Genomic DNA, 25,986 nt, shown 5'->3' with positions numbered 1-25,986 from the left:
TCAGTTAAAGCACCTCTCCAAAAAGCACTTTGTCACGTGCATCATATCTTTTACTTTTTGCATTGTATTTGCAAAGAATATCAATGGGCTTCATCATAAAGCTGATATCGTCTATCGAGTAGGTACTATCGAACCCGCGAATGTTACTTTTACCTCTGCCGCAGCGTAACACACATTTATTTCCGCATCCGTTTTGAGACTGTTGTGTAAATCAAATACATATATGGCGCACCCAAATTGGTTTCCATCAGCGAATTAACAACCAAAGTACGAAGCCCTGCATTACGGATACCCGTTATAAATAAAATAAATTCCCATGCAAACTGCACCAAAAGCCCGATTGATATAATGCTCCAAAGAGGTACTCGCTCATCGTCGCGCGTAGCAGATAAATTTTTCATGAGCAACCACGCATAACCGACAAATAAAAACACCGCCATAATCCAATGATATCCGCCAGTTCCGCGCTGAATTGTAATTATCGGGAATGACGCCCCAGCCCCGTTACTGATAACCGCCGCAGAAAACCACCACACGATAATCAAAAGTGAAAACTCCAAACGATTTTTCGGTTCGGCAAACCACAGCCACATCCACGCCATATTTGTAAACCCATAACTCATACTGAGCCACAGCAAAAACCAAAAAGGATTTGCACCAACCACTTTTCGTGTTTCAAGCAACCAATAAAATCCGCCGTAATCTACTACAAAATAGAGTAAGCCCCCGAGTATTCCAACCAGAAGAGGAATATATCGCTTACTCTTTAGAAAATAAAATGCGAGTAATACTAAAAAAGCACAATCCAAAAATACGTACAAACTGCTCAATGATCGGTTTGGAATTAATTCCATTTTTTCCCCCATACAGTTTTATATCACACAAAACAACAGGAACTTCCAGACGACAATTAACGTAAAATACTCTCATCTGAAATTTCCCTTTGCCTTATAACCAAACTTCGTTATAATTTGAATCTTTTTGAGTTGCCATCTCAGCGGCAACTCAAAAATTCATCCGGGGCTGTCCAAAAACTGAAAGCCTATCGGCTTTTCCTGTAAGGAAATGATTTGTCATATCCGCTAAAGCGGATTGCGTAACAGTTTTTGGACAGTTTCCTTAGATTTAGATACGACGTTTAAAATTAAGTCATTATTGTATAAAGACTTAATTTTAAACTCGCTATCAGCTGTGCTGATGGCGATGTCCAAAAAGTAACCAACTTTTGAGACATCCCCATACCGTATACCAAATCCCTAGACGGCTGCGTGCCGTGCTTCTCTCCGCGCAAGTATGCGCTGAATAAAGATAGACGCAACAAAGATGCCGACACCGGCAAGGTCGGTTAATAAGGCGCTGTCGATGAGCAAGAAAGCTCCTGCAAGCATTAAAAGCCGCATCACAATATTCACTTTGGTGTGGAAATACCCTTCTACGGCGGCGCTGATTAAAAAGACGCCGACACATGCGGTAATCGCAACCTGAATACCCTGCAAAATATTCGTATTCATCAATAATAGCTGATTATTGTAGACGAACATATACGGGATGATAAAACCGGCGAGCGCCAGCTTAATGGATACAATTCCCGTCTTCATCGGATTACCGCCCGATATACCTGCCGCTGCAAATGAGGCAAGCGCAACCGGCGGCGTAATATTGGCAAACATCGCAAAGTAGAAACAGAACAAGTGAGCAGCCAACGGCGCAATGCCGAGCTCTATCAACGCAGGAGCCGCAATCGTTACGGTAATGATGTACGCAGGAATACTCGGTAAGCCCATACCAAGCAGCATACAGGTTACCATCGTAAAGACGAGCGTCAGCAACAAGCTCTTTCCGCCGAGCGAGATAATCGCGCTTGCCATATTGATGGTAAAGCCGGTTAAGCTCGACACACCGATAACAATACCGACACAGGCACACGCAATCGCAACCGATACCGTCGATTTTGCGGAAGCGACAAAGGCAGATTCTATATCTTTTAGGCTCATGCGTGTTTCTTTTTTAAGCTGCGCAATAATGATTGTCAAAATGATTGTTAAAAAAGCGCCTTTGATAACGGTATAACCGCTAAAGAACAGCATATACACCAAAAATAAAATCGGGATGGTCAGGTGCCAGTACATCTTCAGCGTTTCTTTCACCTTGGGCAGCTGATCTTTCGGCATACCGTCGAGTTTATCCTTCGATGCGCGCAGCTGAATCTGGAAGATAATACCCAAATAGTAAATCAGCGCAGGGATGGCCGCCGCAACGACAATCTCTTTGTATTTAATACCGAGTGTTTCCGCCATAATAAATGCGGCAGCGCCCATAATCGGCGGTAAAAGCTGACCACCTACGGAAGCGGTTGATGAAACAGCGCCGGAGAATTCTTTGCTGTACCCGATTTTTTTCATAAGCGGGATTGTAAACGAACCGGTTGTAACAACATTCGCAATTGCCGACCCGTTGATACTTCCGAGCAAGCCCGCCGCAATAACCGCGACCTTTGCAGGACCGCCTTTCGTATGCCCTGCCAAACCGATGGCAATATCGTTAAAGAATTTTCCCATTCCGCATTTATTCATAATTTCGCCGAATACGATGAATAAGAAAATATATGTCGAAGAAACGTTGACCGACGTGCCGTAAATGCCTTCAGTATTTGAAAAGAGGTGCCCGATCAATTTCGGCCATTTAAACCCTCTATGCAAAAACAGTCCCGGCACGTTTATCGGGATAAGTCCCTGACGGGCGCCCATCAGCGCATATATCATAAAGATGATGCCGATAACCGGTAAGGCCCAACCCGTAATCCGCCGCGCCGCTTCTATTACCAATGCAACCAATATGGTACCCATGATAACGTCCGTCAGGTTTGCATCCCCTACCCTGTCGATAATCGCTTGATAATTCACCCACATGTAGACGGGAATGATAACGGACAAAATCATCAATATGTAATCATACCATGCGATAACTTTTCTGCTCGATGTTTTAAATGCAGGATAGATTGCAAACGTCATCAACAAAATCATGCCGACGTGAATGGAACGATGGCGCAATGTCTCCGGCCGGATATAGCCGGACGCATAAGCTAAATGATAAAAGGTAACCAGCAGTGCAGTCCACTTGAGAATCTTTGTAAAGATCGGGTTAACAAAGTTTCGAGTTCTGCTTTCCCGTTCAAATTCTTCCAAGAGCGCCTTTTGGTCTATAGTTTTTTCTGTAGCCAAGATGTACTCCTTAATGGGGCATCGCTATTCCGAAGGATACGAAGCAAATCTAGCCAAGTTTTTAGCGATTGCCCGATAATAATGAAGAAGCGGTACAGCCTTTCGGCAGTATCAGCGCTTCCTTTGTAACCTAATCAAAAACCTCTAAAAACAGCAAGCCTATCGGATTGTCCTATAAAGAAATGATTTATCGTATCCGCTAACGCAGATTGCAAATCAGTTTTTAGAAAGCCTTAACCGTATTTTTGCCCGTTGGGGAAGCTCGTTACCCCATATAAGCACGGTATCATTTATCGTAATGTTTTTGAGATGTTTTTGCGAATGGATCCAATTAAACTCTTTGAACACACTACCTTCTATATTTTCCATATAGATCAGACCATCCTCGTATCGATAGGTGCAGTCCATTTCTGCCGGAATACCGGCGCCAAAACCTTGAACGGCAATGGTAAAAAGTTTAAACGTATGTTCATCGGTTACCCGATAAAATTCTTTCCATAAGACATGTTCAAACGAATGTTCCCACGCAAACGAAAGAACATCGCCTGTTTGTACAGTTTGAATACAATACCGTTCTTTCGTTACCTGATTGGAAATTTCGACAGTCTCACCGGAGGAACAGCCTGCCAGTAGTACGGCAAAAACGAGCAACCACACTTTATACAAGTATGTTCGTATATGCATTAGTCGCAATGCAGTAAAAAGCCATTCCATCCGATATATTCTTATATGCAACCGGTCTGTGTAAATACATATACATTCAACCGGCAACAACTTTTCAAAAACTCAAACGACGCATTTAGACGTAGCCGTTAATTCTGCGGAGTCTTAAAACCTTTTTCCTGCCAGAATTTTACAGCGCCCGGATGCAGCGGAATTCTTACATCCTCTACACCGAAGGATAAATCGATATGCTTATTTGCCGCATTGTGTGATGCTTTAATCGTCGAGATATTATCGAAAATAACGGTCAGCATATCATACACAACATCTTCGGAAAGCTCGCTATTTACCAACATGATGTTATATACAAAAACGGTATTAACATCCTCAGTATTGTTATAGGTATTCGCCGGGATAATCGTCCGCGAGAAGAACGGATACTTTTCAATCAACGCGTCTCTACCTGCTCCATCAATGGGAACAATTTCCATATCATAGCTGGTAGCAAGTTCCATAATCGTTCCGTTCGGAAGACCGGAGGTAACAAAGGCGGCATCGCACTGACCGTTCTTCATTTGATCGATTGCTTCGCCGTAAGACAGATAGTCAACCTTGCTGTCGGCATAAGTCATACCGTAGGCTTCATAAATCATACGGGCATTTAATTCAACACCGGAGTTTGCAGCGCCGACGCCAACCCGCTTCCCTTTCAAATCTGCAACGGTTTTGATACCGGATTTGCGCAGTGTTACGAGCTGTACGTAATTCGGCCACAAACGCATACAAGCAGTCAGCTTAGGATTTGCTTTGCCTTCATAGGCGCCGAAGCCCTTATATGCCTGCATAACGGAATCCTGCATTGCGATTGCAAGCTCCGCTTCACCCTTCGAGATCATCGAAATGTTTTCAGCTGATGCGCCGGTCGCTTGTGAACTGGTATTATACCCAGCCGATTTTAAGGCTTCGGCGAATGCCCCGCCAATCGGGAAATAAATACCGCTTGTAGGTCCCGTAGCAACCGTGACGAACTCTTTTGTCCTATCAAGCTGATGCTCGGATTTTTCTCCTCCTTCTTTCTTTTCGCAGCCGATTGTCGTCATTGCAACTAATGCCAGCATACACAACAAACCGAAAGTTACTCTTACTGTTTTCATACTTTCTCCTATAAAAACTTTTAGCCGTACGCATTACGCGCACCCATAAATAATCAAGTTTGCAACGCAAACCTTCTTGCCTATTTCTCTGTTTTAAACTTACCGACTTCCAAGGCAAGACCGTCTATACTTTGCTTATTTTTAACGGCAATTTCAAGAGACTCTTGCGCAGCCTCATTGATCAGCTCTGTTTGTGAGGCAATGTTTTCTATATTTTCCCGCAAAATACGTGTTAAATCGTCCAGCCGTTTTGTTGCCGAAACAACTTTCTCTCCGTCGGCAAGCATATCACCGGAACCGCTCTTTACCTCGTTTGTTACGCCGGTAACATCGTTGATAATGCCCCAGATGATTTTTCCGTTCTCTTCCTGCTCATCCATCGCCTGCACTACTCCTTCGATGGAGCTGCTTAAGCCTTTTGAATAACCGGAAATGATGTTAAACTTTTCAACGGCGCCGGCAGCAGCACTCGCAAGCGTATCGATCTCGGCAGAAAGGTTTTTCAAGGTTATGGAAATCTTTTTACCCTGTGCGCTGGACTCTTCTGCAAGTTTTCTAATTTCCGAAGCGACGACGGCAAATCCCTTCCCTGCCTCTCCTGCATGGGCAGCCTCAATAGCGGCATTCATTGCAAGCAGGTTTGTTTGGCTTGCAATATTTTCTATTATAGCGCCTGTTTCGATCAGATCGCCCGATGCCTCCGATATCCGCTGCGATACCTCATTTGCCTTTACCAGCGTTTCACGACCGTCGTTCGTAGCTGTAGAAAGATTACGGATAACTTCACGGGTTTCTTCAACGTTTTCCCCTACGGTATCGATACTGTGAGTCATCTTATCAAAGGATGTGGAGGATTCGGTAACCATAGCAGCTTGCCGTCCGATACTTTCATCCAAAAGCCTGAGCGTCCGGATGATATGCTCGATAGCGGCAGCCGTACCGGACACACTTTCCTCCTGCTCGACAAACCGCTCCTTCAACCCTTCAATACCGGAAGTGATATTTGCAACCACCTCGCTGACCGAAACCATATTACTTTCAAGATCGGAACCGACCGATTCCATCTCACGGGAATCGATACCGATTTTTTGAATTGAATTTTTCAATTTAGCAATCGTCTGATTAAAGTATGCTGACAATATGCTTGTTTCATCTTTACCGCTTGCCGGTAGCTCTATGGTAAGGTCTCCTTCTCCCTGCGCAATATTTTTCAGCGCGTCTATAACGTGATTAATCGGACGAGTAATATTTCGCGCAATAAGAACCCCTAACGCAAAGGCGATAATTAATTGGCATAACGCAATGATGACAAATGTTTTAATCAGATTTGTCACATTCTCCGCCATAAACTCGGAAACGGGAGCCGTTAAAAGGAGTGTCCAATCCGCATATCTCATTGAAGCAACGGCGGATATATACTTGACGCCTTTTATTTCGGATACGTTAACCGAAGATTTATGCGAAGCGAGCGCCTGCTTAAGAAATTGTGCGAATGCACTGGTATCGCTGCCGATTATCTCGTTGTAGATACTCTTATAAAGAATTTCGGGGCGGCGGTTACCTAAAATAGTACCGGAGGAACTTACCAAATACGCAGTGCCCGTTTCGCCGACAATAATATCGCTTATCAAATTCGAAAGCGCATCCCCTAAAATCGTTGCATTGATAACACCGACGATTTTTCCTTGTAAATCGCGTACAGGAATTGCAACGATAAAGAGATATTTCCGTTCGGCGGATGACATCGTAGGTTCCGTAATAACATACTTTCCTTTACGTGCCGATTGGAACCATTCCTCACCCATTACTTTTTCTATTGTATTGTCGGTTCGATAGAGCATTCCGTCAAGACCGCTTATACCGAAGCTCATCCAGCCGCGCTGTTTTTGCATTTGAATTTCATTTTTAAACAGTTCTATTTTATCGCGATACGACACAGTCTCATCTTGAATGAGCGGCAGGTTTGAAAACGCTTCCAGCTTTCCAAACAATGCCTGAGAACGTTCATCTAAAACTTTCGATGAGCTTTTTCCGAGCTCTTTTAAGAAATATTCGGTATTATTCAAAAGTGAAACGGAAGCAAAGTATATTGCGACAATATAGACAATCGCTAAAATAGTAACGGCGAATACGGCAAAAGATGTAATCATCTTGTTTCTAATAGAAAAAAAACTCGTTACTGTTTGTTTATGTGAAGCTGTGTGTGCCATTGTGTTCTCCATTTTTATCAGTTAGAAAATTTTCCGTTATTCTTTCAGTGTGCCGTTTGCATTTCGCACAAAGGTATCAAGCGCCCTCTGAACATCCTGTCCCGCAGCGGCATCCTTTAAAAGCGTATTCCAATACTCACGCATCTTCGCAAAACCGGTAATATTATTATAATACTGACCGAAAAAACGCTGCAGCACCGAATTATAGAGTATTTCGGCATCCTCAGTCTCTATTTGAACTTTAGAGCTTGCCGGAAATCCGCCGGTTGCGTTTATAAGCTTAGGCGCCCACACCTCGTCGGTAGCGGCAAAATGAAGGAATTTCTTTGCAGCTTTTATTTTATTCGCATTGCCGTTGTTAAAAACACAAGCGCCGCCTGCCAAAAATTCCAGGAGCGGAGCGCCGGCATTATTGGGGAACGGCATATAAATCGGTGTAAAATCTTTTCCTTTATAGCGGCGTTTACCGTCATTCATTTTATTGAGCTGAGGTGAATACAAGATAGTATGAGCGGCCTTAGCGGAAACGAACATTGCAATCGCATCATTTGAAGTAAGATCCTTTCCGTCGAGCAAAATGCCCCGTTTCATTGCACGTACCGTCCAATCCACATTCCGTACCGCCTGATCGGAATTATAGATATAACTGGAATAATCTCCATTCAAAAGATTTGCGTTTCCATAAAGGTTGACCAAAAAGGCTCTAGTCCCCTGATCGCCGCCCATATTTTTATAATAGAAAACGCCCGGGACGGTTCCTGTAGGGAGCTTTTCTTTAAGTGCAGTTAAAAGCGTTTCATACTCTTCAACCGTCCACTGACGGTCTCTCCGCTTATACGGCAGCAAATCAATCAGATGCAGGTCTTCGAGCATTTCTTTATTGAACGCCATTGAGAAAGCGCCTTCATGCATCGGGTACATATAGGTGCGCCTATCCTTGCCGGCGGAAACGGTTAAAAGCTCCGTCGTGATATACGGTTTTTCGGTTGCAAGCACATCATCCAGCGGTTCAAGCAAGCCATTCTCCGCCCATCCGATAATTCGGCCGGGGGCATCATAAATAATATCGGGAGCTTTGCCGTCTTTTATGGCTTTTTCAATCTTTTCCGCTCCGTCGGTAAAACTGAGTAACGTAAAATGTACTTTAATAGAAGGATTTTCTTTTTCGAACGCAGCAATTAAACTTTTTTCAAAATCACCTTCGACACCGGTTTCGGAGGTAAAATTAGGAAACGACCAAAATTCAATATCCGCAGCAGTATCGGCTTTTTTAGCATTCATACAGCCCATCAACAAAATCACCGGAAGGGCAAACAGCATAAGCAAACTTCTTTGCAATAAACCGTGAAAAATCTTAGTCATAACAGCACCTTGATCTTTTGTTTTAAAAATTATCGGCACATTGTAGCATAAGCGGTAAAATATAACAATCAGCCCTGATACCTCTATTATTCTGCGATTCTTATCTACTCTGCCTGATGTGTTTGCCCGCTTGCTGAAATAAATGCTCAACGTACAACCAGTTCATCTCCTTTTTTTAAGAGCCCGCCGGTAAGTACCTTCGCGAATATTCCGTTTGTCGGCATAATACATTCGCCCATTGTGTGATAGATTGCGCAATGGCTGTGGCATTCTTTCCCGATCTGCGTTACTTCAAGCGTAATGTCTCCCGATTTAAGAATGGTACCAACCGGAAGGTGTACGAGGTCGATACCGCTCACTAAGAGATTTTCACCGAAGGCTCCGTCCGTCACGTCTGCGCCTTTCGCCTTAAATCGTTCTCTTGTTTCAAAGGAGAGCAAGCTGACCTGGCGATGCCACTTACCCGCATGGGCGTCGTTTTCCAGTCCGAAATCTTCAATTAAAACGGCTTGCTCAACCGCATGTTTTGCAGTTCCTTTTTTTTCGCTGATACATATTCCCATCACGGTTCCCATAGGCTCATCCTCCTATTGTGCTCATCACGCGCGTTTCCGTTTTCCGCCTGTTATTAAAATGATGACTTACCGGCTTATGGAACACCGCTTGTTTTAACGCCCTCTCCAGCTCGGCATCTCCGGCTCCGCTTCTGAGTAAACGCTTTATATTATATGAAAGCGTACTTGCAAGACAGGGCTTGATGACCCCTTCAGCAGTCAGCCGTACCCGGTTACACGAAGAACAAAACATATCGTGTACCGCCGAGATAAAACCGACCCGTTTACCGTCTCCGAATTGATAATACCGCGCGGGGCCGTTGCTTCTAAAATCGTCCTTTGTAATATCAGGATGATGCCGCTTAATCAGATTGAATAAGTCCGCATTTGTTACCCGCGTCCGTTCTGCGATGCCAATGGGCATCAGCTCTATAAACCGCACCGTGATACCTTTGCGTGAAAAAAAATCGAGCACATCGAGCAATTCTACCAGCGCGCTATTCCCGCTGACGACGGTATTCACCTTGAGAGCGATACCCAGTTTCTGCGCCGTGTCTATTCCGCGCAGCACCTCCATAAGCCCGTCTTTGCGGCATATCTTCGTAAAGTTTTCTCTATTGACCGTATCGACACTGACATTGACCACGTCTATACCCGCCGCTTTTAGCTTCTCGGCCGCCTGTTCAAGCAAGTATCCGTTTGTCGTCAGTGTAACCTGCTCAATCCCTTCAAGCGCTTTTAAATCATTGATAAGAGAGCAAATACCCTTTCTAACCAGCGGTTCGCCGCCGGTAATTTTGATATGTTTGATACCGATCCGAGGAAGTAACCGGCCTATCCTAATAATCTCCTCAAACCTGAGAATTTGATCATGAGGAATAAATCCGACCCCTTGAACGGGCATACAGTAACGGCACCTGAAATTACATCGGTCGGTCACGGATATTCTAATATAATCGATTTCCCGCAGGAACCTATCTTTCATAGAGGCCGCTCTTTCCACCGTCTTTCTTCAAAAGTTCTATTCCCGAGATACACATCGAACGATCCAGCGCCTTGCACATATCGTATATCGTCAGCAACGCGGCGGAAACACCCGTCAACGCTTCCATCTCAACGCCCGTCCGTCCGGTAGCCCCGACCGTACATACAGCCTCGATTTTACATTCCGCTTCGTGCAGGGTAAAGTCAATACCGGCGCTCGTAACCTGCAGCGTATGGCAGAGGGGGATAAGCTCCGACGTCTTTTTTACCGCCATAATTCCGGCAACCCGCGCAATTCCCAACACATCGCCTTTTTTGACGCTGCCTTCGCGCACCGCAAGAAAAGACTCTGTATTCATGCTGATAAAGCCGTGCGTAACCGCTATTCTTTTTGTCTCATCCTTACCGGCGACATCAACCATTACGGCTTTACCGGAGGAGTCAAAGTGATTAAGTTGTTTTCTTTCCATAATTTTTTTCAAGTATATCCACTAATTCAGCCGGTGTTACTATAAAAGATTTTGCCGGAAAATGCTTTCCATTCCCTGTAACCAGGAATGTCCCTTTATCCCTTGTTGTCAATGTAACTGCATAAAATACGACATCTTTCGGATCCGGCATTTCTTCCTTAACTTCAACGATATCTGTTACTTCTAATCCATTATTGACTATATCGTTTATTACAGCCGATACAATTTCTTCAGATAACTTAAACTTTTCTCTTCTCAACACTTCATAGTATTCTTTTACTATATCCGAAGAATATACCGGCACTATTTTATTTTGAGAGAGATATCGTAATATTTCTACAGTCGGAGCATTTTCATTCCGTGTTATCAAGGCTGAAACTAAAACATTTGTATCAACAACAACATATTTTTTCATTCGTGAAATGCCTGCTTTCTGGTTTCGGCAATTTCTGCATTTATTTCTTCCAGCGACATTTCCGGAACATTGTTTTCTTGAATACTTTTTCGAACTTGATCATATAGTTGCCATCTGTTATTTTCTTCTCGTAATTCAAACGGCAAGCCTCCCACAGCAATACTTTTCTTGAAAAAAATCCTTATTGCAGTCGGTAAATCCAAGCCCAAATTTTCATATATTCTTGAAACATCCTCTTTAATTTCTCTATCGACTTTTAACTGTACTAATGTTGCATTGGCCATATAAATCTCCATACTTATGCATACCTTAGTATGTATTATTCCATTATTTGTAAATATAATCAACAGAAATACAACAGGGATTCTGCAAAAAATTCGGTCAGCTTTTAAATATAATCGATTTATGTCATGTAAAGCGCATCTGAACAGAGTTTTTCGATAAGTGCCTGTTCATGGCTTATGATAATAAGTCCGATATTCCGCTGCTTTATAACGGCTAAAAGCTCTTTCCAAATAAGGGCTTGCGTTACAGCATCGAGCATGGTAGTCATTTCGTCGGCAATAAGGTAGCGAACTTCGGGGTGCAACGCTCGGACAATTAAGCACCGCTGCAGCTCTCCGCCTGACAATTCGATGGGAAAGCGCTTAAACCATTCCGTCTTTACACCGAAGCGTTCCAAAAGTTCAGGTGAAGGTTTATAGCATTCCGTCAGTATCTTTTCTATGTTCCATTGAGGATTAACGGCTTTTTCGGGGTGCTGGTAGATAAGTTGCACCGGCCAAAAGAGCCGCTTGCCGCCTGCTCGTATCTGCTTTGCATTTATCCCGTCGATACGGACTTCTCCTTCGCTCGGCTGTGCGTGATTTGCCAAGACCTTTGATAGGCTCGTTTTTCCGCAGCCGCTCCGACCGGCAATACCAAAAGCAGCCCCTTTTTCTACGGTTATATCGACATTCCTGAATATCCATGTATGTTTCTCATAAAAGAAGCCGAGATTTTTACATTCCAAAGCCATACTACACCGCCTGAATAAAGTCATTTTGAGGTAAGGCGCGCCACAAGCGCTTTGCATAATCGGTTTTAAGCGCTGCTCCGTTGCCTGAAAAGGCAGAGGCCGACGCAGTTTCTATATTTTCGCCTTCATTAAAGATAGTAACGTAGTCTGCAATTTTAACGGCGGACATAATATCGTGCGTAATTAACATAACCGCTATTCCTTCATCGGCAAACCGGCGCAGTTGCTGCAAAACAGATTCAAGCGCTTCGGGGTGGATACCCGGTGTCGGCTCATCGGCAATAATAAGCTTAATACCCGCCCGTACGCTTGTAGCAAACAGAATACGTCTAAGCATACCGCCTGAAAGCTGAAACGGATAAAGATTACCCGCCTCTTCCGCTAAACCGTATTGCTTAAAAAGTTCTCTTTGAAGATGCGCTGCTTCTTTTTTGGGTAACCCTATCCTGATTTGCTGCTGCGTTTTCATCAGCGGATCAAGATACGTAACCGACTGCGGAATAAAAGCAATTTCCTTTCCGCGGAATTGCCGCACCGTTTCCGGCGTTAAAAGGACATCTTTGTAATATATTTCACCCGAAACGGACGCATTTTGCGGCAATATCCCTAAGATCGCATGAGCCAGTAAGCTTTTTCCTGAACCGCTTGCGCCGATGACCGCAAGAATTTCTCCTTCCGCAATACTGACATTCAGAGAATGTACCGGTGTAATATATCTGGTGTGAAACCCGTTTGTATACTGCGTAAAAGAAATTGAAAGATTACGCGCCGTTAAAACAGCATTTTTCATCATTATCTCCGATTGTTGGTCTTTTTTGGGCGGCTTTTTGTGCGCTCTGTCTTTTCCATTTGCGCACAAAAACCGGTCTCCGGCTCCAATCTTCTCTCCTCTGCCGATTATTTTCAAGAGGCTTTTCCGTCATGCCTTCAAAGCCTCTTATCTGCGTTATATAAACGGAGAGAAGGATTATCCGCCTTCGCCCGTGCCGCTGCATGGGGGAAGGGGCAACCTCACTGCGGTGCAATGAAGAACCTAAGCGACTCCCCGATGGAATCGAAACTTTTTACCAAGATAGCAAGCAGTGCTCCGGGAAACACTGCGAGCCACCAATGTCCCAGCGATATATGCTTTACCGCTTCGGATAAAATGATGCCGACGGACGGTTTCTCTGCTGAAAGCCCGAAACCCAAAAAAGTCATAGATGCTTCATGTAAGATGGCATGAGGAAAGAGCAAAAGAAAGCCTACCATTATTTGCGGAAGAATAGCCGGAAACAAGTGATTCTTTACGATAAAACAGCGACTTTTTCCAAAACTTTCCGATATCTTAATATACTCAAAATTTTGTATCGCCTTAACTTCATTTCTGACCAAACGGGCAAGAGTCGGCCAATGCGTCAACGCAACACCGATAATAATACCTTTTGCGCCTCTTCCGGCAGCAAAAGAAATGAGAATTAGAAAAACGAGATGCGGCATTCCGATAAACATATCGATGAGCCACAAGATAACCGCGTCCGCTTTTTTTCCGCCTACTGCAGCAATAATCCCCAGCGCCACGGCAACAAGCACACCGATAGCTGAACCGAGCAGCCCGATTATCATCGAAAAACGCAAACCCTTTACGGTACGCGTCAGCATATCCCTGCCAAGCCAGTCCGTACCGAAAAGATGAGCAGCGGACGGCGGAAGGTTTTTGGCCGAGTAATCGGACACCAAATTTGTATTTGCAAGCATAAAACTTGCAATCAAAATTGTAACGATCAACAGCGACGAAACGGTAATAGACCGCATTAAACGCTGCCTTGAATGCAGCTCAACCATTGCCATGCTCCTCTTTAAGGCGTGGATTAAGCGCTGCATTGAGAATGTCGGCAGTAAGATTCCCAGCAAACACAAAAACAGCTCCGATCATCACAATACCGAGCAAAAGCGGGATATCGCTTTTCATTCCAGCCTCCGTAAGCGTTAAGCCCAACCCCGGATACGAGAACACCTGTTCTGCCAGCACCGATCCGCCGAACAGTTCTCCGAAATACGAAAAATGAATGGTAACAGCCGGCATCGCAGCATTCCGCACCGCATGATATTTAAAAATCTGAAAATCGGTTTCGCCGCGGGCGCGGGCAAACACAACATATTCGCTTGAAAGCACATCGATCATTTTTTCGCGTGTATGCAGCGTTATATTTGCAATGCCGAGTACACTTAACGTCAATACCGGCAAAATAAGATGATAGAGCCGTTCGGCAAGCGTTACGCTTTCTCGAGCAACGCCTATCGGCACAGAAATACCGATCGGAAACCAATTAAGCTTAACTGCAAATATCAGTAAAAAAATAAGCCCGATCCAAAAGGCGGGTATCGAGGCTTGCAGATACGCAAGCCATTTAATACTTCTGTCAAGCAGTGTTCCGCGTTTAAATGCCGCGGCCGTACCAAGCAAAAAACCGATAATGCCCGAAAGCAGCCACGATATCCCCATAAGCGCAAACGAAGCTCCCGCCCGCGCCTGTATAATCTGCGCTACCGGTTTACGGTAAATCCGTGAAGTACCCATATTGCCGGTCAGCATATTTTTAAGCCATACAAAATATTGCGTTACCGGCGGTTCGTTTAACCCCCAATACTCCGCAATCGCTTGGTATTGCTGTTCGGTAAGCGACATATCGTAATTAACGCTTGCCAGCACGGGATCAACCGGTGAGGTTCGTACTAATATGAATGCAAATACCGATAACCCAATCAGCAGAGAAAGCCCGCGCACGAGCTTTCCTGCAATAAACTGCACTTTTGTATTGAGCCGCTTATTCGGCGTTTTCATCCCATGTCCATTCGTAAATATTGTGTAACAGCGACCAGTCATGGCCGTGGCTATGAACAGGCTGCTTTCCGACATTGATGTGTTTATCACCTAAATAGGTGTGGTTAAACCGAATAAGCCAGCAGAACGGTAAATCTCCTAAAGTACTTGCTCCGGTAGTGCCGTCCCATTGTGCAAGTTTCCAATATTTATTTGCTTCTTCAACACTTGATGCGGTCATTGCTTTTTCCAGATAAGAAGTAACGGTAGGATTATTGTAAAATGTGATATTCGTCCAGCCGTGTCCCGCCGTGCTCGGATGGTGCGATTCGTAAAACTGTTGTGCGTGATGTCGTCCGCCTGCATACAAAAGGGAGTCGCTATGCGATTTTGTAATCATCTCATCCCAGTTGCTTCCTATCAGTTTGATATCGATACCTAAGGCTTTTGCCTGTTCTGCTGCAGTAACGGCAACATTAGTGCGTAGTTTATCATTAGTCGGATAGTATAGATTGAAGGACGCGGCAATGCCGTCTTTTTCCCGTATACCGTTTTTACCGATCTTCCAACCGGCCTTTTCCAGCAATTCGTTTGCTTCCTCGATGCGGGAATCCTGAATAGCTGTTTGGGGATTCCACCACGGCATACCGTCTACTACGGAAAAGGCCGGTTTCCCATGTCCGTTTAATACCGTCTTTACTATTTCACTCCGGTTTAAACCGATATTCAACGCTTTTCGTATTGCAGGATCGCTGGTAACGGCATTGCCTACAGGATACCCATCGGGCGAAACAACGGTGTTCGGCTTGACGTACGGCAAAGAAAGACCGCGAACATCATTTGACTCAAATTCAAATAATTTCCAGCCCGGAATCTGTACATCGGCAAATTCGGGAATTGCGTAAATCATATCAACTTTACCGGCTTTTGCGGCTGCAAGCGCGGTGTTCTCATCAAGTAAGACCCACGTCCATTTTTTAAAATACGGCTCTTTATCGTGCCAATACGGATTTACCGTAAAAATAGCTTGTTCGCCTTCATCATATTGCTGTAACATATATGGACCTGATCCAATCGGGTTTTCAGAATAATGCTCGTCATAGTGCGCTTTCGGGACAATCGGTACTTCGGTAAGCTGCGCGACAAAGGTTGAGCGAGGCTGTTCAAGTTCAAACATAATGGTGTCTTTTTCGGGTATGGTTATGTTTTTTATAAAACCCAATTCCCAATGCTTCCCGTCTTCTTTCAGCATTTCGTAAGAAAATTTGACATCTTCCGCCGTAACCGGTTCGCCATTTGAAAATTTGAAATTGTCATACAAATGGAATGTCCATGTTTTTCCGTCGGGAGAAATTGTATAGTCCTTTGCAAAATCTCCTACAATATCAAGATCAGCGGTTTTTTGTAAAAGAGTGCTGTGTAAGATATGTGCCTCGTTGTACATACCCCATCGCTTTTTCGGTTCAAATTCGTGTGGAATACGTGAACCCATCGACACAACGATTTCTCTTTTCGCTTCCGGGTTGGACGAAGTTTTGTCGGCATCCTGACCTGCCGACTTGGTCTTGGTACAGGCTGCGGCGCATAGAGCGAAGACAGCCAATAGAAAAAGACTCTTTTTCATCTCTGTTTTCCTTTTTGAGAAAAATATAGGTATGTATGTGTATAAACCGTAATAAAAAATTCGATTAGTTTTTTGTTATGTTCCCAACAGCAAATCGGGGGGGGGGGGGGGGGGGGGCATTCTTTTTTTTCAGTGTAATATTACTTTTAATCTTCATTTTTGTCATAACCTTTTACCGGAGCAAGTAAACCTTATTTTACATTTTTTGTCAATACTTTAATACCCTGCCCTGGCACATCGCCGCCACTGCCATTCATAGCGGTATATGCGGCGCTCAAGTCTTTCGCAATGCCTTGTTCACAAGCTCTAAGCCCGTCCATAATAATCTTTCAGGAAGCGGCGGTAGTATTCCGAAAAACGATCTTCGGTGATTGACTCCCTGATTTCGGCAACCATTCGATGGAGGAATGCTAAGTTGTGGTAGGTTGCAAGCATTGAATACAGAATCTCCTTACAGCGGAACAGGTGCCGCAGATATGCGCGGCTGTAATTCCGGCATACCTTGCAGGAGCAGCTCGGATCGATCGGGCCGAAATCGTATTCATATTCTTTCTTTTTAATTGAGATGGGACCGGTACGGGTAAACAAGTTTCCGTTCCGCGCATTCCGTGAGGGAAGCACGCAGTCAAAAATATCGACGCCGTTCTTTACCGCCTCTAAAATATAATCGGGGGTGCCGATACCCATCACATAGAGCGGTTTATGTTTGGGAACATGTGCGGCGGTAAAGGCTAAAAATTCCTTGTATACCTCCTCAGGTTCGCCGACGGAAAGGCCGCCGATTGCGATACCGTGCGGATCACATTCCATAATCGATTCGATACTTCTGATACGGAGATCTTCAAAAAAGCCGCCTTGTATAATCGGGAAAAGGCTTCCCTCGTACCCTTCCGTTTGATCCCATTCCCGCACCGCCCGATGCATCCACGCGGTTGTGAGCGTCAGCGCTTTTTCGGTTTCCTTTTTGGGAATACCGTAGGGGGAACAGATATCGAGCTGCATTTGAATGTCGCTGTTAAAGGCGGCCTGCACCTGCACCGCGATTTCGGGGCTTAAAAACTGCCTGCTCCCGTCAATATGGCTCTGAAATGTTACCCCTTCTTCCTTAATTTTCCGCAACTGAGACAGCGAGAATACCTGAAAGCCACCCGAATCCGTCAAAAAGTTTTTATTCCAACCGGAAAACCCGTGCAGCCCGCCCGCCTGCTTGATGACGTCCATTCCCGGTCGTAAAAAGAGGTGATAGGTATTCGCTAAAATGATTTCAAAACCTATCTCGTGTAAATCATCTTTGGTTATACCTTTTACCGTCGCGGCCGTTCCCACCGGCATAAAGGCGGGGGTTTGTACCGTACCGTGAGGCAGGCGTATCACTCCCGTGCGGGCAGCTGACCCCGCATCCTGATGTAAAAGCGTATAGATATTTTTTCGTTCTCTCATATTACAATCCTTTTAAATAGGCCGGCCTGCCCGCGGGCGGTAATGCACAATCTTCGAGCAGCGCATTGCTCGAATCAGCGGCAACCGTACTTTCCGCCGATTCGATTGCCCCGATAAAAAAGCTGCCCTTAACCGATATGACCTGTACCCTGTCATGCTTATAGAGTACCTGTACGGGAAAAGCGCTCCGCTCCGAAAGCTCCGCATTGGATGCGCTTACAGAAGCTTCGAGTGCTTTTTCCATAGCCTTTGCCGCCGCCTCAGCTTCTTCCGATGAAAAAATCGGCAGCCAGTGATAAAACCTCACGTCAAACCAGCCTGTCTGGGCAGCGGGAGCAATCTCTAAGCCGGAAATACCGTAGACGGAACCTCCGCCCAGCAATTTGATCACCGCTTTTTTATAGCGAATGAGCTCATCATCGGCAACGGGTACGGCATCGGCACTCCGCGCAGATTCACAGAGGTTGAAGAACTCCTGAGGCATGTAATAAATCTTTTTGCGCTCGTAGGCCTCGCGTGTTTTACCGGTTACATACAAATGCACCATCAGACCGTCGTATAAGGCAGCGGCTTTGTTTTTGGTATAAGCGCCGGTTATCGTTTGATCGAGTGTTCCGACGGCGGTATAAAAACCGCGTATCACCGCTTCCGCTGACATACCTGCCGTTTCAGGCGGTTTACGGAGATGCATTACAACCGCTGCCGTTACGGCAATAAGCACAGCACATAGTACCGCCACTGCCGCAATTTTGCCGGAATTCCGTCTAACAAAGCGTTTTCGGCTGATGCGCTTCCGCGCCTTTTGAATAAAAGCATTGAGCGCCGCCTGTTGCGCTGAATCCTCAGCTGCCTGTACCTCAGCCTCTTTGGGTGGCGCCGCTTGCTCCTGCACACCTGCCTTCTGCGTGTCCGGCTGCTGCGCCGGTACTCCGTCCGCCTGTATACCGGCGAACAGCGGCAGCGATTCATCGCAATCAACAACCCCGACGCGAGCGTCGGGGTATGTTGTTCTCATAAGGTGGTTGCAGTCGGCTTTAATACCCTTTGTTACGACGCAGAGCGTCGGGGTATTAAACCCTCCGCACGAATAGCTGCAGAACTGTTCTACAAGCGGCAGCAGCGGCGCGGTACGGCAGTTAGGCATTATACCGCCGCCCGCAATTTTTTCAAGACCGAGGCTCTTATATGCAGCGGCTTCGACACTACCGTGCCGGCCTGTAGTTTTAGCGCTCCCCTGCCCCGCGGCTACGGCCAACCCGTCATCGATAAGCCGCGCAAACTGTGAACGCAGCGCCGGACAGCGGAGTTCAACCGGCACATACACGCCGTCCCGTATATTCTGCACCAGCCGTTCCGCCGCACTGCTCCCGCAAGCCTCAGCAGTGTCTACCGCTGCAAACGGGATAGCGGCACTGTTAAAAGGCGGCGTTCCGGTGATGCAGGCATAACTGAGTGTTGCAAGAAAAAAACACGCAGCATCGTCAAGCGGCACACGCTCCGCATCGGGATGTACCCACGGATACTGGAAGCGGAGCGCCGCCGCCGTTTCGGCAGTAACGCAGCGGAGTACTAATCGAGGCGGAAGTACGATAAGATCTTGAGCGCCGCCGTCCGTTCCTCCCTCTACCAGTAAACACAAAGGAGCGGACATAGCTGCTCGGAAAAAAGCTTCGCTTACCGTACCGTGCTGATACGCAGCGATGAGACAAGAAAAAAGCCGGTACAGCTTTCGTAATACATCCTCTGCACGAAAAAACGCCTGCGGATCGCAGAACGCACCGGCAGCAGCAGCATCCGTATCGGGACAAGCCAAAGCGATAAGCGGTTGCGCTTCCCGCAGCGGGAGTACAATCCCAACCTCTTCCCGTCCTGTTTCCGCATTAAAAAACGTAACGGTCTCATTAAGATGAAACACCTGCACCGTCCCGTCAGGCGCAATACGCAAACAGGCGTCGTGAAGATAATCGGTAACAGCCGAATGCGCAAAAGCACGCGGCTCCATCCCCGAAGCAAGACAGCAATGCGCCGCTCCGTTTATCTGATGTAGTATTATCGGACTTACACTTTCAAGCATATTCTCTATTGTATCTTATTACATCAAAAACTGCAATTTTTTGTTCCCCTTCCTTCATCCCCTTGACACCTACCCCAATCGGTTGTATGTTTATATGTGTTAGCTAACGATGTATGCAAAAGAAGGAATCCATGCCGAGAGACAAAACCGCCAATCATATAAAAATTATAGCTGCAGCAAAAGCCGAATTTATGGAGATGGGCTTTGATAAGTCTTCTATGCGGAGCATTGCTGAACGCTGCGGTATGACGGCTGCGGGAATATATCGGCATTGTGTAGATAAAGCAGATCTCTTTGATCAAATTGTCGCTCCTGCGGTGGATCGCATAAACGCTTGGTTGGATGCGCACGTTGCGCGCTATGTGGATGCAGTCCATCACGAAGAACGTATACAGTGGCGGGATTCTGAAATCGACATGATGCGTGAGATTATCTATCCGAACATGGAAGAATATCATCTATTGCTGGCAAAATCGCGGGGGAGTAAGTACGAGCATTTCCTCCACGATCTTACAGAGGGGCAGCAAGCGCAGCTTTTACAATATATGCCGATGCTGAAAGCGCAGGGCTATGCGGTGAGGGACATTACTCCAAAGGAGCTGCATCTTTTGCTTTCGGCATATACGACCGCGCTCTTTGAACCGGTTATCCATAATTACAGCGTGGCAGAAGCGCTCCGCTGCTTAACAACGGTAGAGGCATTCTTTGTTCCGGGCTGGAAGCAGTTGTTAGGGTTCTGATAGCTTGCATAATTGAATAGTGTTAAAAGACACACCGCCTCGTGTGTGAAGAGTGGCGATGAGTTTAAGTAAATGTTAGCTAACGCTAACTATTGTTTGTTAGCTAACAAAAGGAAGTTTGCTTATGAAGGAAAAAGAAAAAAGTCCTTCGCCTATCGCGTGGGCGTTGGGACAAACAGGGGAACACAAAGGACAATATGTGCTGAGTGTTATCCTTGCAGTTATCGGCGTGGCCTTTTCCATCGCACCGTATTTTGTTGTTGCCGGAATCGTACACGGTTTGATGAGCGGAAACAAAGACCTATCATATTATATGATACGTTGTCTGATTATCGCAGCGTTCTGGTTTTGCCGTGTACTGTTTCATGCGCTTAGCACATCGACAAGTCATAGAGCAACGTTTGCAGTGCTTGCTGAACTCCGAAAACGCTGCACGGAAAAACTGACAAGAATGCCGCTGGGGGCGGTGCTGGAGCAAAGTTCCGGGGCGCTCAAGAATACACTCATCGAACGTATCGACAGCATTGAAACAACACTTGCGCATATCGTTCCGGAGTTCACCGCAAATTTACTGATCCCCGTCATCATTTTGATCTATATTTTTACCATTGACTGGCGTATGGGATTGGCTTCGCTTGCAACGATACCGGTGGGCTTTTTCTGTTACGGTCTTATGATGAAGGGCAGTCCTCAATTTTATCAACGCACGGTTACAGCCACAAAGGCACTCAATGATACGGCGGTTGAATATATCGGTGGTATTCAAGTCATCAAGGTCTTCGGAAATACAAAAAGTTCCTACGACCGCTTCGTGCATGATGCATATGAAGCCGCTCACAGCTATATCGATTGGATGCGCTCCTGTATTCTCACCTTTACATTCGCCACGGTAATCATGCCCGCTACAATGGTTTCCGTGCTCCCCATCGGCGGTCTTTTGGTAAAGGGAGGATATCTTTCTCCGCAGAATCTGGTAACAATCATTATTTTGTCTGTCGGCATCATCACACCGCTTATAACCTTGATGAGTTATTCGGACGATTTTCGAACCATGGGAACCATCTTCGGTGAAGTTCAAAGTATTCTGTATGCTCCCGAAATGGAGCGTCCTGTAGACGGAGCTATTCCAAAAGAAAACACATTGAAGCTGCAGGATGTTCGTTTTTCGTATAAGGAAAAGGAAGTGCTTCACGGCATTTCGATGGAAATCCCGGAGGGCAGCTTTATTGCGCTGGTCGGTCCTTCCGGCAGCGGAAAGAGTACCATTGCGCGCCTCATCGCGTCTCTCTGGGATGTGAGCAGTGGCTCAATTTTGCTGGGGGATACGGACATTCGTGAAATTCCGCAAGAGGCGTATTCGGATAAGATTGCCTTTGTCTCGCAGGATAATTATCTATTCAACATGACGGTCAGGGAAAATATCCGCATTGGACGAGCGGATGCAACTGATGCAGAAGTGGAGGAAGCGGCAAGACAAAGCGGTTGCCATGAATTCATTTTGGAACTGGAGCACGGTTACGATACCGTGGTAGGCACTTCCGGCGGGCATCTTTCCGGCGGCGAGCGGCAGCGTATTTCCATTGCCAGAGCAATGCTGAAAGCGGCACCCATTATCATTTTGGATGAGGCAACCGCCTACACCGACCCTGAAAACGAGGCAGTTATTCAGCGCTCTATTTCTAAGCTGACGGAGGGGAAGACGCTCATCGTGATTGCGCACCGGCTCTCGACGATTACCGCTGCCGATTGTATTTATGTCATTAAAGACGGCGCCGTTGCAGACAGCGGAACCCATGATGAGCTTCTTTCTCATCACGGGTTATATGAAACGATGTGGAATGCACATATGGAGGTGAAAGATCATGCTTAAAGTTATTAGAAAGTTTTTTGCGTTCTGCGGTGAAGAAAACCGCCGGAAATTCATCACTTCCATTAAACTCAATGTTATTCAGGCTCTGTTTGAAGCGCTAAAAATTCCGGCGATTGCGGTGATGATTCGGGCGCTGATGAACGGAACGGTAGACACAAAAGATATCCTGCTCTCGTTAGGGATTATGCTGATCAGCATTGCCGGATCGGGATTGCTAAAATCAAAGGCCGTTATGTTGCAGACCGAAGGGGGCTATGACACTTGTGCGAAAAAACGGGTGGAGATTGCGGAGCATCTGCGGTATCTTCCGATGGGATACTTTAACGCCAACAGCCTCGGGCAGATTACATCTATCACAACTAATATAATGGAAAGTCTTGAAAATATTGCAACCCGTGTGGTAATGCTTGTCTGCGACGGCTTGCTTACAACCTCGCTTATTGTCGTCATGCTGTTTTTCTTCGACTGGAGAATCGCCTGTGTGCTGCTCTGCGGTTTTTCGTTGTTTCTTTTTGCAAACAGCCGTCTCCGGATTGCTTCCGAAAAGGTGTCGGGAAAAAAGATACTCGCAGATGAAAGGCTCGTAGAAAAAGTTCTGGAATACCTGCAAGGGATGACCGAGGTTAAGGCTTACCGATTGACGGGAGTTAAGAGCAGGGAATTAAATGAGGCAATCTCGGAAAACAGCAAGATCAATATCGACATGGAAATGACACTGGTGCCCCGCATAGCATTGCAGAGTTTTATTGCCAAGCTTACCGGTGTGGCAATGGTAGCTTTTTCATGCGCATTTTATTGTGCCGGAAGCATGGACGCGCTGAATGCTGTTGTCATGGTAATCTCCGCATTTATCATCTATACCAGTTTGGAAACGGCAGGACAATACTCATCACTGCTGCGCGTGGTTGATATGAGTGTTGACCGGGCGCAGGAAATTCTGAACACGCCGCAGATGGATATATCCGGAGAAAATATTACACCGGCAGTGCGTGATATTACTGCGCAGGATATCGCATTTTCTTATGAGAAGCGAAAGATCATCGACGGTATTTCATTGCATATTCCGGAAAAGACCACGACGGCGATTGTCGGTCCTTCCGGCGGAGGAAAAACCACCTTGGTAAATCTGCTTGCACGGTTCTGGGATGTAGACGGGGGAACCGTTATGCTGGGCGGCCGGAATGTGAAAGATTACGATATGGATTCCTTGATGGCGAATTTCAGTTTTGTGTTCCAATCGGTCTATTTATTCCACGACACCATCGCCAACAATATCCGCTTTGGTCAGTCCGGCGCTCCGATGGAAGATGTGATCGCTGCGGCGAAAAAGGCCTGCTGCCATGACTTTATCTCAAGCCTTCCCCACGGATACGATACGGTTGTCGGTGAAGGCGGCGCAAGTCTTTCCGGCGGCGAAAAGCAGCGCATCTCCATTGCCCGCGCCATGATGAAAAACGCACCGGTCATCTTTTTGGATGAGGCAACCGCCAACGTCGATCCCGAAAATGAAAACGAACTGATGCACGCCATCCAAGCGCTGACCGCCGAAAAGACCGTTATCATGATTGCCCATCGGCTGAAAACCGTAGAGAGAGCCGATCAGATCATCGTCGTAGACCACGGCAAGATTGTGCAGCACGGCACCCATACCCAACTGATGGAGCAGGACGGCATTTACCGAAACTTTATCGGCGAACGGCGCGAAGCTGCAAGCTGGAAGGTACATAAATAATTATATAGTTATATGGAGGTTACCCTCACTGCGTTCGGGTGGGGGAAAAATCTGATCAGTGGAAAAGACATTAAAAAATGGTATAATATCGGCAAATATGTAGAGAGAAAACTGTGAAGAAAAAGGAGGTAAGTTTGTTTGAAAGAGTATATTGCGAGTTTAGAAAAAGAATTTTAGTTGGTAGAAAACGGTTTCAAAGAGGAAGAAAAAAAGTATGCTGTGCAGCATCATTACAAGTGTACTTGATTATTCTTTTGGGGCAATACCTCTTGCAATTTATAAGGGTCCATATATTTTCAAAAGTATTCTTGTAAATTTGTGGAAAGGATTGTACAATAAGTACAAGCGTTTGCTTTTTTGCAGGTAACTTTGGGCAGGTGTTTAGGTAGTATGGAAGTCAGAAAAGAGCGGTTCGGGATGCTGTCGTCGGGAGATGCGGTATCGATTTTTACGGTTTCTAATGGTACAATGTCATTTTCGGTAACCGATTACGGCTGCTGTATTACCGCAATTTTATTACCTGCAGCAAAGGGCGGATATGACGATGTTGTGCTTGGCTATTCCACGCTCGAAGGATATATCCGCAATAAGCCTCACTTCGGCTCGATTATCGGCAGGTGTGCAGGGCGGATTGCGAATGCCGAATTTGTTTTAGATGGTACCAAGTATCAGCTGACCCGTAATTCAGGCGGGAAACACTGTCTGCACGGCGGCTATCCTGCGTATGACCGGCAGTTGTGGCAAGCTGACATTATTTCCGGCAGCGATGAGGCGGGAGTGCGTTTTTCCCGAATAAGCCCCGATGGCGAACAAGGGTTCCCCGGAGAAGTCCGGCTTACCGTTTCATATACCCTCAGCAAAGATAATACCATCATCTTGCGTTATGAAGCTCATACCACGAAAACAACTCCGATCAATTTGACAAACCATACGTATTTTAATCTCAATCCTGCCGGAATGGAGGCGGATGGCGGTTATGTTTCGGCTCTTAATCATCAGGTACAACTTTTCGCAAGCCGGTATGTAGCTGTTGACAATTCATTGCTGCCGACCGGGGCGCTGATACCGGTAGAAGGAACTCCGTTTGATTTCCGTACATCAAAGCCGCTATTACAGGATTTTGCCAAGCTTGAAAACGGTTACGACGGGACATGGCTGCGCGATGCGGACAGCACGGGTGATATTCCGCTTGCTGCGGTTGTAATGGAGCCGGTAACAGGCAGAACGCTTCATATTTATTCAACCCAGTCGGCGATCACAATGTATACCGCGAATTTTTTGAACGGAGAGCAGGGGAAAAACGGCGATGTGTACAACAAGCATTCTGCCGTGTGCTTTGAAACCCAGCACGTACCGGATTCGCCCAATCACGCTGAGTTTCCTTCCGTATGGGTACATCCCGGCGAAGTATACCGGCATGAAACACAGTGGCGTTTTACTGTGTAGCAGTGGGACTGACTGCTGCATAGAGTCGGCAGCAGGGCTTTCGGAGCAGTAATAAACGTGTTCGATGCCGGTATTCTTGCATTGTCGAAGAGGTTTAATGATGCCGGATAACTGCTCTGTATTATGCTTCATTATTCTGCGCCATCTATGGTAGAAACTGATAGAATAAAACTTGAGTAGAATGGTTATAAATCAATATTTATTAT

The 25,986-nt window shown here is 46.0% G+C and carries 23 protein-coding genes; 4 read left to right on the top strand and 19 right to left on the bottom strand.

What is annotated here, in order from left to right; all coding sequences use genetic code 11:
• Positions 1 to 176: 176 nt before the first annotated feature.
• The 19 genes from ABK01_RS04765 to ABK01_RS04680 all read right to left on the bottom strand — a co-directional run bounded on the left by ABK01_RS04765 (position 177) and on the right by ABK01_RS04680 (position 19,992).
• Entirely contained in the window at positions 177 to 854 is a 678-nt protein-coding gene (locus ABK01_RS04765; RefSeq protein ID WP_016524269.1) for a hypothetical protein, read from the bottom strand.
• 402 nt (positions 855 to 1,256) lie between these two features.
• Entirely contained in the window at positions 1,257 to 3,221 is a 1,965-nt protein-coding gene (locus ABK01_RS04760; protein ID WP_253676423.1) for a TRAP transporter permease, read from the bottom strand.
• Between the two features lie 216 nt (positions 3,222 to 3,437).
• Positions 3,438 to 3,935 (bottom strand): DUF1850 domain-containing protein, encoded by a 498-nt coding sequence (locus tag ABK01_RS04755; protein WP_253676422.1) that lies wholly within the window; start codon positions 3,933 to 3,935, stop codon positions 3,438 to 3,440.
• A 98-nt stretch (positions 3,936 to 4,033) separates the two neighbouring features.
• Positions 4,034 to 5,038, bottom strand: coding sequence for a TAXI family TRAP transporter solute-binding subunit (locus ABK01_RS04750; protein ID WP_253676421.1), 1,005 nt, complete (start codon positions 5,036 to 5,038; stop codon positions 4,034 to 4,036).
• A gap of 80 nt (positions 5,039 to 5,118) precedes the next feature.
• On the bottom strand, positions 5,119 to 7,248 hold the full coding sequence (locus ABK01_RS04745; protein ID WP_212566304.1) for a methyl-accepting chemotaxis protein: 2,130 nt from the start codon (positions 7,246 to 7,248) through the stop codon (positions 5,119 to 5,121).
• 36 nt (positions 7,249 to 7,284) lie between these two features.
• On the bottom strand, positions 7,285 to 8,538 hold the full coding sequence (locus ABK01_RS04740; RefSeq protein ID WP_371922033.1) for an ABC transporter substrate-binding protein: 1,254 nt from the start codon (positions 8,536 to 8,538) through the stop codon (positions 7,285 to 7,287).
• Between the two features lie 218 nt (positions 8,539 to 8,756).
• Positions 8,757 to 9,185, bottom strand: a complete 429-nt coding sequence (locus ABK01_RS04735) for an MOSC domain-containing protein (RefSeq protein ID WP_253676419.1) — start codon at positions 9,183 to 9,185, stop codon at positions 8,757 to 8,759.
• Between the two features lie 4 nt (positions 9,186 to 9,189).
• Positions 9,190 to 10,149 carry a GTP 3',8-cyclase MoaA gene (moaA, locus tag ABK01_RS04730; RefSeq protein WP_253676418.1) on the bottom strand — a complete coding sequence of 320 codons (960 nt, stop codon included), beginning with the start codon at positions 10,147 to 10,149 and terminating at the stop codon, positions 9,190 to 9,192.
• The gene (gene moaC, locus ABK01_RS04725) at positions 10,139 to 10,618 is read right to left on the bottom strand and encodes a cyclic pyranopterin monophosphate synthase MoaC (protein ID WP_253676417.1); all 480 of its coding nucleotides are present in this window, start codon (positions 10,616 to 10,618) and stop codon (positions 10,139 to 10,141) included. Before moaC ends, moaA begins: the two co-directional genes overlap by 11 nt.
• Positions 10,599 to 11,033, bottom strand: a complete 435-nt coding sequence (locus ABK01_RS04720; RefSeq protein WP_253676416.1) for a putative toxin-antitoxin system toxin component, PIN family — start codon at positions 11,031 to 11,033, stop codon at positions 10,599 to 10,601. The genes moaC and ABK01_RS04720 overlap by 20 nt, the downstream gene beginning before the upstream one ends.
• On the bottom strand, positions 11,030 to 11,317 hold the full coding sequence (locus ABK01_RS04715) for a type II toxin-antitoxin system RelB/DinJ family antitoxin (RefSeq protein ID WP_016519647.1): 288 nt from the start codon (positions 11,315 to 11,317) through the stop codon (positions 11,030 to 11,032). The genes ABK01_RS04720 and ABK01_RS04715 overlap by 4 nt, the downstream gene beginning before the upstream one ends.
• 119 nt (positions 11,318 to 11,436) lie before the next feature.
• Complete coding sequence (locus ABK01_RS04710) at positions 11,437 to 12,051, bottom strand: ABC transporter ATP-binding protein (RefSeq protein ID WP_253676415.1); 615 nt, start codon at positions 12,049 to 12,051, stop codon at positions 11,437 to 11,439.
• A gap of 1 nt (position 12,052) precedes the next feature.
• Complete coding sequence (locus ABK01_RS04705) at positions 12,053 to 12,958, bottom strand: ATP-binding cassette domain-containing protein (RefSeq protein ID WP_253676414.1); 906 nt, start codon at positions 12,956 to 12,958, stop codon at positions 12,053 to 12,055.
• A 104-nt stretch (positions 12,959 to 13,062) separates the two neighbouring features.
• Positions 13,063 to 13,881 carry an ABC transporter permease gene (locus ABK01_RS04700; protein ID WP_253676413.1) on the bottom strand — a complete coding sequence of 273 codons (819 nt, stop codon included), beginning with the start codon at positions 13,879 to 13,881 and terminating at the stop codon, positions 13,063 to 13,065.
• On the bottom strand, positions 13,868 to 14,875 hold the full coding sequence (locus ABK01_RS04695) for an ABC transporter permease (RefSeq protein ID WP_253676412.1): 1,008 nt from the start codon (positions 14,873 to 14,875) through the stop codon (positions 13,868 to 13,870). Before ABK01_RS04695 ends, ABK01_RS04700 begins: the two co-directional genes overlap by 14 nt.
• Entirely contained in the window at positions 14,859 to 16,478 is a 1,620-nt protein-coding gene (locus ABK01_RS04690) for an ABC transporter substrate-binding protein (protein ID WP_253676411.1), read from the bottom strand. The genes ABK01_RS04695 and ABK01_RS04690 overlap by 17 nt, the downstream gene beginning before the upstream one ends.
• 191 nt (positions 16,479 to 16,669) lie before the next feature.
• Entirely contained in the window at positions 16,670 to 16,798 is a 129-nt protein-coding gene (locus tag ABK01_RS11695; protein ID WP_256481856.1) for a hypothetical protein, read from the bottom strand.
• Positions 16,785 to 17,918: a tRNA guanosine(34) transglycosylase Tgt gene (tgt, locus tag ABK01_RS04685; protein WP_253676410.1), complete on the bottom strand. Its 1,134-nt coding sequence runs from the start codon at positions 17,916 to 17,918 to the stop codon at positions 16,785 to 16,787. Before tgt ends, ABK01_RS11695 begins: the two co-directional genes overlap by 14 nt.
• Position 17,919: 1 nt before the next feature.
• Positions 17,920 to 19,992: a hypothetical protein gene (locus ABK01_RS04680; RefSeq protein WP_253676409.1), complete on the bottom strand. Its 2,073-nt coding sequence runs from the start codon at positions 19,990 to 19,992 to the stop codon at positions 17,920 to 17,922.
• Positions 19,993 to 20,123: 131 nt separating this feature from the next.
• On the opposite strand from ABK01_RS04680, the gene ABK01_RS04675 reads away from it, so the two are divergent.
• The 4 genes from ABK01_RS04675 (at position 20,124) to ABK01_RS04660 (ending at position 25,780) form a co-directional block, all read left to right on the top strand.
• Positions 20,124 to 20,732 (top strand): TetR/AcrR family transcriptional regulator, encoded by a 609-nt coding sequence (locus ABK01_RS04675; protein ID WP_253676408.1) that lies wholly within the window; start codon positions 20,124 to 20,126, stop codon positions 20,730 to 20,732.
• Positions 20,733 to 20,856: 124 nt separating this feature from the next.
• A complete protein-coding gene (locus tag ABK01_RS04670; protein ID WP_253676407.1) occupies positions 20,857 to 22,602 on the top strand; it encodes an ABC transporter ATP-binding protein in 1,746 nt (581 codons plus the stop codon).
• Positions 22,595 to 24,334: an ABC transporter ATP-binding protein gene (locus ABK01_RS04665; protein ID WP_253676406.1), complete on the top strand. Its 1,740-nt coding sequence runs from the start codon at positions 22,595 to 22,597 to the stop codon at positions 24,332 to 24,334. Before ABK01_RS04670 ends, ABK01_RS04665 begins: the two co-directional genes overlap by 8 nt.
• A gap of 390 nt (positions 24,335 to 24,724) precedes the next feature.
• Positions 24,725 to 25,780, top strand: coding sequence for an aldose epimerase family protein (locus tag ABK01_RS04660; RefSeq protein ID WP_253676405.1), 1,056 nt, complete (start codon positions 24,725 to 24,727; stop codon positions 25,778 to 25,780).
• Positions 25,781 to 25,986 lie beyond the last annotated feature (206 nt).

This window comes from Treponema sp. OMZ 305 (assembly GCF_024181325.1).
Classification (GTDB): domain Bacteria; phylum Spirochaetota; class Spirochaetia; order Treponematales; family Treponemataceae; genus Treponema.
This window is presented reverse-complemented; position numbering and strand designations above follow the sequence as displayed.

Coding starts and splice junctions, on each gene's coding strand:
- ABK01_RS04765 (WP_016524269.1), bottom strand. CDS start 854: ATGGAATTAATTCCAAACCGATCATTGAGCAGTTTGTACGTATTTTTG.
- ABK01_RS04755 (WP_253676422.1), bottom strand. CDS start 3,935: ATGGAATGGCTTTTTACTGCATTGCGACTAATGCATATACGAACATAC.
- ABK01_RS04750 (WP_253676421.1), bottom strand. CDS start 5,038: ATGAAAACAGTAAGAGTAACTTTCGGTTTGTTGTGTATGCTGGCATTA.
- ABK01_RS04745 (WP_212566304.1), bottom strand. CDS start 7,248: ATGGCACACACAGCTTCACATAAACAAACAGTAACGAGTTTTTTTTCT.
- ABK01_RS04740 (WP_371922033.1), bottom strand. CDS start 8,538: ATGGGCTGTATGAATGCTAAAAAAGCCGATACTGCTGCGGATATTGAA.
- ABK01_RS04735 (WP_253676419.1), bottom strand. CDS start 9,185: ATGGGAACCGTGATGGGAATATGTATCAGCGAAAAAAAAGGAACTGCA.
- moaA (WP_253676418.1), bottom strand. CDS start 10,149: ATGAAAGATAGGTTCCTGCGGGAAATCGATTATATTAGAATATCCGTG.
- moaC (WP_253676417.1), bottom strand. CDS start 10,618: ATGGAAAGAAAACAACTTAATCACTTTGACTCCTCCGGTAAAGCCGTA.
- ABK01_RS04720 (WP_253676416.1), bottom strand. CDS start 11,033: ATGAAAAAATATGTTGTTGTTGATACAAATGTTTTAGTTTCAGCCTTG.
- ABK01_RS04715 (WP_016519647.1), bottom strand. CDS start 11,317: ATGGCCAATGCAACATTAGTACAGTTAAAAGTCGATAGAGAAATTAAA.
- ABK01_RS04710 (WP_253676415.1), bottom strand. CDS start 12,051: ATGGCTTTGGAATGTAAAAATCTCGGCTTCTTTTATGAGAAACATACA.
- ABK01_RS04700 (WP_253676413.1), bottom strand. CDS start 13,881: ATGGCAATGGTTGAGCTGCATTCAAGGCAGCGTTTAATGCGGTCTATT.
- ABK01_RS04695 (WP_253676412.1), bottom strand. CDS start 14,875: ATGAAAACGCCGAATAAGCGGCTCAATACAAAAGTGCAGTTTATTGCA.
- ABK01_RS04690 (WP_253676411.1), bottom strand. CDS start 16,478: ATGAAAAAGAGTCTTTTTCTATTGGCTGTCTTCGCTCTATGCGCCGCA.
- ABK01_RS11695 (WP_256481856.1), bottom strand. CDS start 16,798: ATGGACGGGCTTAGAGCTTGTGAACAAGGCATTGCGAAAGACTTGAGC.
- tgt (WP_253676410.1), bottom strand. CDS start 17,918: ATGAGAGAACGAAAAAATATCTATACGCTTTTACATCAGGATGCGGGG.
- ABK01_RS04680 (WP_253676409.1), bottom strand. CDS start 19,992: ATGCTTGAAAGTGTAAGTCCGATAATACTACATCAGATAAACGGAGCG.
- ABK01_RS04675 (WP_253676408.1), top strand. CDS start 20,124: ATGCCGAGAGACAAAACCGCCAATCATATAAAAATTATAGCTGCAGCA.
- ABK01_RS04670 (WP_253676407.1), top strand. CDS start 20,857: ATGAAGGAAAAAGAAAAAAGTCCTTCGCCTATCGCGTGGGCGTTGGGA.
- ABK01_RS04665 (WP_253676406.1), top strand. CDS start 22,595: ATGCTTAAAGTTATTAGAAAGTTTTTTGCGTTCTGCGGTGAAGAAAAC.
- ABK01_RS04660 (WP_253676405.1), top strand. CDS start 24,725: ATGGAAGTCAGAAAAGAGCGGTTCGGGATGCTGTCGTCGGGAGATGCG.